Source organism: Phytoactinopolyspora mesophila, from assembly GCF_010122465.1.
Classification (GTDB): Bacteria; Actinomycetota; Actinomycetes; order Jiangellales; family Jiangellaceae; genus Phytoactinopolyspora; species Phytoactinopolyspora mesophila.
Genome location: NZ_WLZY01000003.1, coordinates 371,442 through 383,185 on the forward strand (window position 1 = coordinate 371,442; position 11,744 = coordinate 383,185).

An 11,744-nucleotide genomic window follows, 5' to 3' on the forward strand; every position below is an offset into this window, starting at 1 on the left:
AACCGGGAAACCGGGCAGATCGTGGCTCGCCGTAAAGTGACATCCGTGACAACCGCACTGTTCGACGTCTCGCGCTGGCGCCCCGTCGAGGGCTTCGAATTCACTGATATCACCTATCACCGCCAGGTCTTCGGTGGGCAGGATCAGGGCACCGTCCGCATCGCCTTCGACCGGCCCGAGGTCCGCAACGCGTTCCGGCCGCACACGGTCGACGAGCTGTACCGAGCACTCGATCACGCCCGAATGACCTCCGACGTCGGTTGCATATTGCTGACCGGCAACGGGCCGTCCCCGAAGGATGGAGGGTGGGCATTCTGTTCCGGAGGCGACCAACGCGTACGCGGCCGCGACGGTTATCGCTACACCACCACTGGTGACCACCCGGCCGGAGACACCGTGGCGGGCGCCTCGGGCGTGGCGCGGCCGGAACGGATCGATCCGGCCCGGGCCGGCCGGTTGCACATCCTCGAAGTGCAGCGGCTCATCCGCACCATGCCCAAGATCGTCGTCGCGGTCGTGCCGGGATGGGCCGCGGGCGGAGGGCACAGCCTGCACGTGGTGTGTGACCTCACGCTGGCAAGTGCCGAACATGCGCGCTTCAAGCAGACCGACGCCGACGTCGGCTCGTTCGATGCCGGATACGGCTCGGCCTATCTCGCCCGGCAGGTCGGACAGAAGTTCGCCCGCGAGATCTTCTTCCTGGGAGACGAATACTCCGCCGAGGACGCTTTCCGGATGGGCATGGTCAACGCGGTGGTCCCGCATGCCGAGCTGGAGAACGTCGCGCTCGATTGGGCTGCCAAGATCAATGGCAAGAGCCCCACCGCCCAGCGAATGCTCAAGTTCGCATTCAACGCCGTCGACGACGGCATGGTCGGGCAGCAGGTATTCGCAGGTGAGGCGACCCGGCTGGCGTATATGACCGACGAAGCAGTGGAAGGCCGCAACGCTTTCCTCGAGAAGCGGGACCCCGACTGGTCCCCCTTCCCTTGGTATTTCTGATCAAGATCGCGACTGGACATGATGCGGCCGTGGGAAAATGGGTCTCTCCATGGTGTGGCGGGCATCAGCGAGGGAGGTCGATGGCGAAGCCTCTCCCCGACCGAGTCTGCTGGGCGAGGAGAGACCCATTTTTCCGGGGCCCCGGCTAAACTTGGAGGCGCGATGGAAACGCCAGCCACGACAACGACGTCGGCGGCTACCCGCTCGCTCCAGGCGATCGAGGTGCCGCTGTCGCCTGCTGTGCTTCCTCGCCTCTATCCCGCGGTCGTCGCCGCATTGAGCGGCGGTCCCGCGCTGTTGCCGGTGCCTGACCACCCAGCACCCGTTCGCGAGGACCTGCTGGCCACCCTCCAGCCGGACACACCACTCGAAGACACCGAGACAGCCTTCGTCGTCCCGACGTCGGGCTCCACCGGTGAACCCAAGGGGGTGTTGCTCAGCGCGAAGGCCGTACAAGCCTCTGCCGCGGCCACGCTCCGGCGCCTCGGTGGCCCCGGCCGGTGGCTGCTGGCACTGCCGGCTACCCATGTTGCCGGACTGATGGTGCTGGCCCGCTCGTTCGTCGCCGAGACCGAGCCCGTGGCGCTCGACCTCTCCGGCGGGTTCGATCCCGAACTCTTCGCGGCGGCCAGCGTTCGCTTGTTCGCCTCTGGCCCGCACCGCCGCTACACCGCACTCGTGCCGCGCCAGCTGGCAGCGCTGCTCGACGCCGGCGAAGCCGCCGTGGCAGCCCTCACCGGGTATCACGCCGTGCTCATCGGCGGCTCCGCGGTCAGCCCCGAAATCTTGGAACGCGCGCGGGCCGCCGGGGTTTCCGTGGTCACCACCTACGGCGCGACTGAGACATGCGGTGGGTGTGTGTACGACGGCTTGCCCCTGGACGACGTCGAGGTGCAGCTCGCCCCCGATGGCAAGATCCGGCTTCGCGGACCGATGCTGGCCAGCGGATACCGGCTGCGGCCACAGCTGAGCGCGGATGTGCTCGGCGACGGCTGGTACACCACCGCTGATATCGGCCAGGTCGGGCCTGACGGCCGGCTCAGCGTGATCGGGCGAAGCGACGACGTCGCCGTGTCCGGCGGGGTCAACGTGCCGCTGGTGGCTGTCGACCATCTTGTTGCCGCGCATCCTGCCGTCCGAGAGGCCCTGGCCGTGGCCTTGCCGGACCCGGAGTGGGGGCAGCGGGTGGTCGCGGCCGTCGTCGCCCAAGACCCTGAGCAGCCGCCCCGCCTGGAGTCGGTGCGCGCGCACGTCATGCGCCGCGCCCCCGCGGCGTACGCACCCAAGGAGCTGATCATCGTCGACACACTGCCTGTACTGGCAAATGGCAAGGTGGATCGCCTCGGTCTCACACAGGGCCTCAGCGAGTCCCGGGCCGCCGTCAGCTGATGGCCACTTCCACCGAGTGGGTGCAAGGCGCCCGCCCTCGAACCCTGCCCGCGGCTGTGTCACCCGTGCTGGTCGGCACCGGTGCCGCCGCGGCGGTTGACGCCGTACACCTGGGCCGGGCCCTGCTTGCCTTGATCGTCGCGGTGGCTCTGCAAGTCGGAGTGAACTTCGCCAACGACTACTCCGACGGCATCCGGGGCACCGACGACGACCGGGTGGGCCCCTTCCGGCTGGTCGGCTCCGGTTCGGCTGCCGCTCAGCGGGTGAAGCTGGCAGCATGGCTGAGCTTCGCCGTGGCCGGCGTGACCGGCCTGACCCTGATCACGCTGACCGAACAGTGGTGGCTTCTGGGCGTCGGCGGACTCGCGGTGGCAGCCGCCTGGTTCTACACCGGTGGCACCCGGCCGTACGGCTACCGAGGGCTCGGAGAGATCGCGGTCTTTGTCTTCTTCGGCCTCGTGGCCGTCATGGGAACGACCTACGTCCAGGCGGAGCGTCTCACGGCGTCGTCGTTCGTGGCGGCCGTCGCGGTCGGCAGCCTCGCGTGCGCGCTCCTGCTGGTCAACAACATCCGGGATGCTCCCCAGGACGCGGCCGCCGGCAAACGCACCCTGGCGGTCTTCCTCGGAGAACAACGCAGCCGCGTGCTGTTCGCCGCTCTGATGTCGGTGCCGTTCGTGCTGGTCCTGGCATTGACCGTCACCAAGGGTCCGTGGCTTGCGATCGCTCTGCTGGCGCTTCCCCTCGCGTGGCGCACGGTGGCGCCGGTGCTGCGCGGCGAACGCGGTGTCTTGCTGATCCCGGTGCTTCAGAAAACCGGCCTGACGGGACTCGTCTTCGCGATTCTGCTGACCATCGGGCTCAGCCTGAGCTGACCTGCCCGCCTCCGGGCGGGCCGCTGGGCTCCTCCGGCTCAGGCTCGCGGCTGCGCTGGACGTCGTTCCAGGCGTTCTCTTCGGCAGTGCGCTGCTCCAGCCGGGTCTTGATGGTTGAGACCCGTTTGTCCAGAACCATTGACACGTCGTCGCGGCTGCGACGCAACACGAAGATACTGACGATTCCCGACGCGAAGAACGCGGCCAGCAGCAATCCGAAGCCGCGGAAGCCGACGAGCCAGAGCAACGCGCCGATCACAGCCAAGATCAGGACGCGCAACATGGTGTATCGCAGGATGGCCATAACGTCACCAGCCTACGACGCGAGTGGCCGCGCCCGCGTAGGGGCGGTGCGCAACCGTGGCCTGCCTCCGGGAGCAAATCCCGGTCTGTACGGTTGATGCATGACTGATCGTATGCGTTTCGGAATGTTCATCCCACAGGGCTGGCGGCTCGACTTGGTCGATATCCCTCCGGAGGAGCAATGGAACACGATGCTCGGCATCGCCAAACGCGCCGACCAAGGCACCGCCTTCGAGACCGTATTCGTTTATGACCATTTCCACACCGTCCCGGAACCGACCAGCGAAGCCACCCATGAGGCATGGACGCTGATGGCCGCCTTCGCGGCCGCCACGGAGCGGGTGCGGCTGGGCCAGATGTGCACGTGTATGGCGTACCGCAACCCGGCCTACCTGGCCAAAGTCGCAGCCACCGTGGACATCATCTCAGGCGGACGCGCCGAGATGGGGATCGGCGCCGGCTGGTACGAGCACGAATGGCGCGCCTACGGCTACGGATTCCCGCGAGCCGGCGAGCGGCTGGCAATGCTCGATGAGGGCGTCCAGATCATGCGGCAGCTGTGGACCCATGGCACGGCCACGCTGAAGGGGGAACACTATTCCGTCGACGGCGCCATCTGCCGGCCGCTCCCCCTCCAGGAGGGCGGCATCCCACTGTGGATCGCCGGTGGCGGCGAGAAGGTGACGCTCAGAATCGCCGCGAAGAACGCCCGTGGCGGCGAGCTCGACGCCGAGAGCTACACCGGTTACACCAACTTCGGCGGAGACCTCGACACGTTCGTCCGGAAGTCGGAGATTCTCGCGCAACACTGCCGCGACCTCGGCACCGATTTCGACTCCATCACTCGAACGTCCAGCTTCAACATCGTCATCGGTGAGACCGAGGCCGAGGTCGAGGACAAACTGTCGAAATTCGCCGATGTGGCGCGCCGGTTCCTACCGGCTGACCGCGTCGAGGAAGCGCTCAAGAACTACCGCACGAGCCCCACGACAGGCACGCCGGAACAGATCACCGAGCACCTCGAGGCGATGCGGGACGCCGGCATGAAGTACGCCATTTTCTATGTGCAGGGTGCCGCGTACGAGTCGGACAGCCTCGATCTCGTAGAGCAGAAAGTCATACCGGCACTTCAGTAACCCCGCACCATATGCCTGTGGCCAGGACGTAAACCGGTGTTCACGTCCTGGCCGAGGTGGTTTCGCCGCCGTTTGTCGTGCTCGTCACGGGTGATGAACGCAGGGTGTTGTGGGCGTGGCGGCACATCTGGCTTAGGCTGGAGCATAGAGATTCATCCAATGAGGAGGTCCCGCAGTGGCCCGCGTGTTGCCGGTGGTGGTAGCGCTCATCCTGACGGTCTATGCGCTGATCGACTGCCTGCAGACCGACTCGGCCAGGATCCGGATGCTGAACAAGGCTGTCTGGGTGGCCCTCATCGTGTTGATACCGGTGATCGGCCCCGTCCTCTGGCTCGCCGCGGCCAAGCACCGTGCCGGCCCTCGGCCGGCTAAGCCGGTGACGCCGCCGCGCGCTCCTGATGACGATCCTGAGTTTCTCCGCCAGCTCCGTAATCTCGATGACGAGCATGAGCAGTTGCTGAACGACTGGGAAGCCAGCCTCCGGCGCAGAGAGGAAGAACTGCGCAAGGACGACGACGGCGACAACCCGCCGGAGCCTCCGCAGCGCCCGGACAGCAGCAGTGAGGAAGAGCTGGGCAAACGCTCAGACAGCGGTGATGACGACGTCCGCTGAGGCGTAGCTGACGCCCCCTTTGTGTCAGTTGGCCAGGCTCTGAAGCCCGTTCTCATACCTCCACCGGCTGGTTTGGCGCCAGCGATGGATCGGGAAGCGATGTTGTGGACAGACACTCGGCCGGCGAGGGTCACAACCCGCCGTACGAGTGCAGCCCTTCGAAGAAGATGTTGACGCCGAAGTAGCTGAACATCGCGGTGGCGAACCCGACAAGACCGACCACTGAGGCTTTGGAGCCCTTCCAGCCGGCGGTGGCACGCGCGTGCAGGTAGGCCGCGTACACAAGCCATGTGATCAGCGCCCACACTTCTTTCGGGTCCCATCCCCAATACCGGCCCCACGAGACCTCGGCCCAGATCGCGCCGAGGATGAGCGGGCCGATCGTCCACAGTGGGAACCCGATCGCGATCAACCGGTAACCCAGGCGGTCCAGAACCGACGACTCCGGCAGCGAGGCGGTGATCCTTCCCGGCCGGCCGCGTCGCTCAGCGCGCTGAGCCGCGATCTGCAAGGCGCCGATCGCCGCTGCCACTGTGAACAGCGCAAACGCGATCACCGTCAGCCCGACGTGGATGACCAGCCAGTACGAGCGCAATGCCGGGACGAGTGGGCCAGGCGGCACATACAGCACGGTGACAGCAAGCCCGAGGGTGATGAACACGAACAAGACAACCCAGCCGGCGACAGCTCGGCCGGGAGCGGTACGCGACATGACCAGGAAGACGATGGAAGCGAGCAGAGCAGCCGTGATGGAGAACTCATACATGTTGCCCCACGGCGCCCGGCCAGTTCCGACCGCACGCATGGTGACCCCGACGGCGAGTACACCCGTGGCCAGCACCAAGAAGGCCTGGCCCAGCCTTCCCTTCAGGTCGGCCTGGTCGCTGAGGTACCCGGTCAGGTCATTGGAGCCGCTGGCCCCACCGTCGGCGGCATTGGCCTGTCCGGGGCTGTCTGGGCCCTGGCTACCCACGCCGGGCCCGTCGCCAGCGGCGCCACGGCCGCTGTCGGTAGTGGCCACGGCCGCCAACTCAGTATTCCGGTCCGCGGCGCGCTGCGCGTTCTCCCGCCTGATTCTGCCCCGCAGACCGGCCTCCGAGGCAAACACCAGCCAGGAGGCGAGGTAGGCGATCAACGCGCAGGTAACGACGTACCTGCTCCACTCAGCAATCGAATCGAGATCCATCACGTCTCCCCGCTCGACCGTTCCGGGTCGAGTCTGCGTTGCACTCCATCGGTGATCGCATTGACCTCGTCTTCAAGGTTTCCGCCATCAGAGCGGTGCAATCCCGCGACTTCGACTACGGTACGCCCCTCTGATCCGGGCACCGCACGCACCCAGACCCGGCGGCGCCGGATGTACAGCGACACGGACAGCCCGGCCACCGCCAGCAATGCGCCGATGAGTGCGATCTCTTTCCCGGAGTTCCGGCTGACCTGCAAGTTGACCCACGTGACGTATCCGTCGAAGGTGATGAAGCCAGCCTCATCAGGAAGCTCGACCGTCTCGCCCACACCAAGCCCCGCCCGGAACGGCTCGTCATCCACTTCGAACTGCTCGAGTCCGTCCTGGTTCAACCGGTAGATCGATTGTGGAGTGCCGTCGTTGAGGCCGAGGTCGCCGTAGTAGGCGGTCAGGTAGAGCTCCGGGAGCCGCGGCTCGGGAAAGATCGAGCGCATACCCAGCTCATCGATGTAGGCCGTGGGCAAGAAGATTCCTTCGATGCCGATGTCTGGCCCGGTGTCGGCGGCCACCGGCACCTTGACCACGCCGGTTGAGGTGAAGTTGTCGTCTTGCGGAAGGAACGGCACCGGCCCCTCGGCCAGGATGTCGCCGTCGGCCGAGCGGACAGTGATGGCCGGCGCGTATCCGGGGTTGAGGATGTGCACGAGTGTGCCGTCCACGTTCAGCGGTTCATTCACCCGGATGGTGCGCGGTTCCGGCTCGGCACCAGGTTCGGGCACGAAACTGACTGTCGCCTCGTAATTGTCCGGCAGGCCGAGGTGCGGACCGGAGTCGATGAATTCCATCGCGAACTGCTCAACTTCAAGAGAGAACGGCGGGAGATCACTCGGTTCGAACATGGGCCCGGAGGAGAGGTTGTCGTATTGGACCACCGAGTTGGCGAAGCCCGTACCCTCCGGCACCAAAACCGTGCCCCGGTATCCGAACAAGCCACCCAGCGCCACAGCGAGCAGAACCACCACAAGCGACAGGTGAAACACCAGATTCCCGGTCTCACGAAGGTGACCCGCCTCACCGTCGACCGAGTCGGAGCCGTCGCGTCGCGACACGCGGAACCGGCGGCCACGTAGCTCCGCGCGTGCTGCCTCCAGAACCTCCTCCGGGTCGTGCTCGACGACGATGCTGCGGTGCACGGGCATTCGGGAGAGCCGGCGCGGCGCCCGGGGCGGACGCGCCCGCATGGCCTTCCAATGCTGCCAAGAGCGGGGCAAGATGCAACCGACCAGCGAGATCAGCAGCGCCAGGTAGATCGCCGCGAACCACGGCGCGGCGAAGACGTCGAACATGCTGAGCCGGTCGAGCCACTCGGACAGTTCCGGATGGCGTGCGCGGAAATCACGGACCTGCAGGGGGTCGACCCCGGTCTGCGGGATGATCGAGCCTGGTATCGCGGCGATGGCCAGCAAGAACAGCAGGATCAGCGCGACCCGCATCGAGGTGAACTGACGCCAGGCCCATCGAGCGAACTCGACGGTATTGAGGGCGGGCGGGCGGCTACGCGGCTCACGGACCGGCTCGGACCCACCGGGGCTCGCCCCCCACGGCTGCTGATCGTGCGGATAACTCCCGCGCTGCCGTTCGGCGTCCGGTTCAGGGCCGCCAGGAGCAGCGATATCGCTGCGCTCGGTCATACAACCACCTCGAAACCGGATATCCACCCTTGCATCTGCACCATGATTTCGTTCCACAGCCCGGTGACCAGCAAGATCCCGAGGACCACCAGCATCGCGCCACCAAAGCGCACCAGCGCCAGCTGATGCCGCCGGAGCCAGCCGAACATACGCAGCGAGCGACGGTACGCCAGCGCCGCGAGGAGAAACGGCAGCCCGAGACCCAGCGTGTACACGAACGACAGCAACGCACCCCGCGCCGCATTGGCCTCGTCGAATGCGAGGAACTGCACCGCGGCCAGCGTCGGGCCCATACATGGTGTCCAACCCAAGCCGAAAACAACCCCGAGCGCCGGGGCACCGGCCAGGCCCACGGCGGGTTGGGCCTGCGCCTTCCATTGCCGCGTCAGCCCAGGAATCCATCCGGCGAACATGAGTCCAAGGGCGATGGTCACCACCCCCATCACCCGGGTGATCACATCGACATGTTCACGCAGCGTGCTGCCCAATCCACCGAAGAGCAGGCCGTAGGAAACGAAGACCAGGCCGAACCCGAAGATGAACAGACTGACGCCCGCCACCATCCGTCCGCGGTTGGCGGCGTCCAGGTCCGTGCCCGAGAGCCCGGTCACGTACCCGAGATATCCGGGCACCAGGGGCAGGACACACGGTGACAGGAAAGACACCAGGCCAGCCAGCATCGCGACCGGGATCGCCAGAAGCAGCGATCCGGTTAGGACCGTGTCGCCGAACGTGCTACCCATGACTCATGTGCCGGACTCGTCCTCGCCGAGGACATCCGCGACCATGTCCCCCAGCGATGTCCGGCCGATTGGCCCCAGGACACGTGCCGCGAGCTGCCCTTCCCGGTCGATGATCAATGTGCTGGGGATCGCCGCCGGCGGCAGTGTAGACCGGAACGCGAGCAGCGCTTCCCCGTGCGGATCGACGACGCTCGGATAGGTGATCCCGAACTCTTCCTCGAAGGCCAGGGCCGCGGTCTCGGATTGGCCGTCCCGCGTGTTCACGCCGATGAACCGCACGCCGTCGTCGGCGTACTCTTCGTATACAGCTTGCAGGTCGGGCGCCTCTTTCCGGCATGGTGGGCACCACGAGCCCCACACATTGAGAACCACGACGTCGCCCAGGGCATCGGCGAGATCGAACTCGCCCTCGCCACCGAGCAGTGGACCTCCGAACTCCGGGGCCGGTTCCCGGTTCTCCGGCGCGATCAGGCTGACCACCCCGTCACCCTCGATGTAGCCGATGTTCTCGGTATCGGCGTCACGGGTGACCTGCCCGTCAGAACATCCAGCCAGCACCACCAGCGCCAGCGTCGCGACGACCGCCCTCAACATGGCACTAATGCCCAGCATCAGGCACCCGCGGCGAAGGTCTTACCGGCACCAGGCAGCAGGTCTGCCGCCGGCTCGCTGTAAGCGATCGAGACGATGGCGTCGTCTTTGTAGGTGAACGTCGTGAGACTGGCCAGCGAGCATTCGCGCTTACGCGGATCGTGCCAGAGCCGGCGGCCCTCGATGGCCGAACGGACCGTCCAGATGGGCAGCTGATGCGACACCAGCAGCGCCTCGTGCCCGTCAGCAGCTTGCCTCGCTCGCTCCATCGCCAGCCGCATCCGCGCGGCGATCTCGGTGTACGGCTCGCCCCATGACGGCCGGAACGGGTTGCGCAGGTGCTTCCAGTGTCTGGGTTTGCGCAGCGAGCCGTCGCCCACTCCGAAGGTCAAGCCCTCGAAGATGTTCCCGGCCTCGATGAGGTCGTCGTCGGTGGTCGGGTCCAGACCAAGTTTCTCGGCCACGGGCGCGCCTGTCTCCACGGCACGTTCCAACGGTGAGGTCACCAGGACGACGATGTCGCGATCGGCAACCGTCTCCGCCACCCTCTCGGCCATGGCACGGCCACGTTCCGACAGCCTGTATCCCGGCAGGCGGCCGTACAGGACGCCTGCCGGGTTGTGAACCTCACCATGTCGCAGCAGGTGAATCTTCGTCACCGTGGTCTCACTTCCTTGCCAGTGATCGGTCAAAGCTCAAGGTTGACGCCCGCATGGTCCTCAGCGGTCATCACTGACGACGTCCCGATACGCCCGCGGCGGCAGCGGCAGCCGCGGGCAGAGCATCGGCGATGCGCTCCACCGCTTGGTCGTCGTGCGCCGCGCTGACAAACCACGCTTCGAAGGCCGAGGGCGGCAGGTACACGCCGCGCTCGAGCATCGCGTGGAAGAACGCGCCGAACTGGTCGACGTCGGTGCGCCGTGCCCCAGCGAAATCAGTGACAGCCTCGCTGGGATCGACGAAGAACACCGTGAACAAGTTCCCGGCGAACTGTGCGATATGTGGCACACCGGCCGCGTCGAGTGCCTCGCCCACCAGCCGGCCGATGGTCTGCGCGGTGTTATCGAGATGGGCGTATACGCCGGCGTCGGTCAATCGGAGGGTCGTCAATCCAGCGGTGGTGGCGACTGGATTCCCGGCCAGCGTGCCCGCCTGGTAGACCGGGCCGGCCGGTGCGAGCTTCTCCATGACGTCTGCCCGGCCCCCGAAGGCCGCGGCCGGGAACCCGCCACCCATGACCTTGCCGAACGTCGTCAGGTCGGCTGCTACGCCGTCGAGGCCGTACCAGCCCGAACGTGAGACCCGGAATCCGGTCATCACCTCGTCGAGCACCAGCAGAGCGCCATGGGCGTGAGCGATCTCCTGGAGGAAGGCGTTGAAGCCATCGGCAGGCGGAACCGCACCCATGTTCCCGGCAGCGGCCTCGGCGATGACACACGCGATAGAGTCGCCGTGCTCGGCGAAGGTGGCTTTGACCGCCCCGGTGTCGTTGTACGGCAGCACGATCGTGTCGGCGGCTGTCGGCTCGGTCACTCCGGGCGTCCCTGGCAACCCGAACGTCGCCACTCCGCTTCCGGCCGAGGCGAGCAGGGAGTCCACGTGCCCGTGATAATGCCCGGCAAATTTCACGATCTTGCTGCGCTCCGTGTAGCCGCGCGCGAGCCGGATCGCACTCATGGTCGCTTCAGTTCCGCTGGTCACCAGGCGGATTCGATCGACGCTGGTACGGGCGATGATCTCTTCGGCGAGTTCGACCTCCGGCTCGGTGGGGGTGCCATAAGAGACACCGCGCGACACCTGAGCCTGCACGGCCTCAACCACGGCAGGGTGGGCGTGCCCGAGGATCATCGGTCCCCACGAGCACACCAGGTCGACATACTCACGGCCGTCGGCGTCGTACAGATACGCACCCTCGGCCCGCTGGATGAATCTAGGTGTGCCGCCGACAGCCCGGAAAGCCCGGACCGGCGAGTTCACGCCGCCCGGTGTGACCGACTGTGCACGTTGGAACAGTTCCGCGCTGCGGGGAGCGTCATCATTGCTCACTGAGCCATTCTCGCAACTGCCTCCCCGTAGCCCGCACTCCCCCCATCGCTTACGCAGCTGATCCCAGACGCACCGAGCGAGCAGAGCAACAACAAGGAAGCCTACTGTCGCCAGAGCCACCACAAGGAAGCTCGTTGTCGTAGCGCTGCGCACCCCTCCTGCCGTGAAC

General features: G+C 66.4%; 12 protein-coding genes. 5 read left to right on the forward strand and 7 right to left on the reverse strand.

Going from position 1 to position 11,744, the window contains the following annotated elements; genetic code table 11:
- The first annotated feature begins 45 nt into the window (after positions 1–45).
- The 3 genes from F7O44_RS11510 to F7O44_RS11520 all read left to right on the forward strand — a co-directional run bounded on the left by F7O44_RS11510 (position 46) and on the right by F7O44_RS11520 (position 3,266).
- A complete protein-coding gene (locus tag F7O44_RS11510; protein WP_162450370.1) occupies positions 46–1,002 on the forward strand; it encodes a 1,4-dihydroxy-2-naphthoyl-CoA synthase in 957 nt (318 codons plus the stop codon).
- A 162-nt stretch (positions 1,003–1,164) separates the two neighbouring features.
- On the forward strand, positions 1,165–2,391 hold the full coding sequence (gene menE, locus F7O44_RS11515) for an o-succinylbenzoate--CoA ligase (RefSeq protein ID WP_162450371.1): 1,227 nt from the start codon (positions 1,165–1,167) through the stop codon (positions 2,389–2,391).
- On the forward strand, positions 2,391–3,266 hold the full coding sequence (locus tag F7O44_RS11520; RefSeq protein ID WP_162450372.1) for a 1,4-dihydroxy-2-naphthoate polyprenyltransferase: 876 nt from the start codon (positions 2,391–2,393) through the stop codon (positions 3,264–3,266). Before menE ends, F7O44_RS11520 begins: the two co-directional genes overlap by 1 nt.
- Here F7O44_RS11520 and F7O44_RS11525 read toward each other — a convergent pair.
- The gene (locus F7O44_RS11525; protein WP_162450373.1) at positions 3,253–3,570 is read right to left on the reverse strand and encodes a DUF4229 domain-containing protein; all 318 of its coding nucleotides are present in this window, start codon (positions 3,568–3,570) and stop codon (positions 3,253–3,255) included. The genes F7O44_RS11520 and F7O44_RS11525 overlap by 14 nt on opposite strands.
- A 112-nt stretch (positions 3,571–3,682) precedes the next feature.
- Between F7O44_RS11525 and F7O44_RS11530 the strand changes: the two genes are divergently transcribed.
- Entirely contained in the window at positions 3,683–4,705 is a 1,023-nt protein-coding gene (locus F7O44_RS11530) for a TIGR03560 family F420-dependent LLM class oxidoreductase (RefSeq protein WP_162450539.1), read from the forward strand.
- Between the two features lie 175 nt (positions 4,706–4,880).
- Positions 4,881–5,318 (forward strand): PLDc N-terminal domain-containing protein, encoded by a 438-nt coding sequence (locus tag F7O44_RS11535; RefSeq protein ID WP_162450374.1) that lies wholly within the window; start codon positions 4,881–4,883, stop codon positions 5,316–5,318.
- Positions 5,319–5,448: 130 nt separating this feature from the next.
- Here the strand turns inward: F7O44_RS11535 and ccsB are convergent, their stop codons facing one another.
- The 6 genes from ccsB to hemL all read right to left on the reverse strand — a co-directional run bounded on the left by ccsB (position 5,449) and on the right by hemL (position 11,575).
- On the reverse strand, positions 5,449–6,504 hold the full coding sequence (gene ccsB / locus F7O44_RS11540) for a c-type cytochrome biogenesis protein CcsB (protein WP_162450375.1): 1,056 nt from the start codon (positions 6,502–6,504) through the stop codon (positions 5,449–5,451).
- On the reverse strand, positions 6,504–8,195 hold the full coding sequence (gene resB / locus F7O44_RS11545; RefSeq protein ID WP_162450376.1) for a cytochrome c biogenesis protein ResB: 1,692 nt from the start codon (positions 8,193–8,195) through the stop codon (positions 6,504–6,506). The genes ccsB and resB overlap by 1 nt, the downstream gene beginning before the upstream one ends.
- A complete protein-coding gene (locus F7O44_RS11550) occupies positions 8,192–8,938 on the reverse strand; it encodes a cytochrome c biogenesis CcdA family protein (RefSeq protein ID WP_162450377.1) in 747 nt (248 codons plus the stop codon). The genes resB and F7O44_RS11550 overlap by 4 nt, the downstream gene beginning before the upstream one ends.
- A gap of 3 nt (positions 8,939–8,941) precedes the next feature.
- Positions 8,942–9,532 carry a TlpA family protein disulfide reductase gene (locus tag F7O44_RS11555; RefSeq protein WP_162450378.1) on the reverse strand — a complete coding sequence of 197 codons (591 nt, stop codon included), beginning with the start codon at positions 9,530–9,532 and terminating at the stop codon, positions 8,942–8,944.
- Positions 9,533–9,549: 17 nt separating this feature from the next.
- Complete coding sequence (locus F7O44_RS11560; RefSeq protein ID WP_343073862.1) at positions 9,550–10,188, reverse strand: histidine phosphatase family protein; 639 nt, start codon at positions 10,186–10,188, stop codon at positions 9,550–9,552.
- 70 nt (positions 10,189–10,258) lie between these two features.
- Positions 10,259–11,575 (reverse strand): glutamate-1-semialdehyde 2,1-aminomutase, encoded by a 1,317-nt coding sequence (gene hemL, locus F7O44_RS11565; RefSeq protein ID WP_222851280.1) that lies wholly within the window; start codon positions 11,573–11,575, stop codon positions 10,259–10,261.
- Positions 11,576–11,744 lie beyond the last annotated feature (169 nt).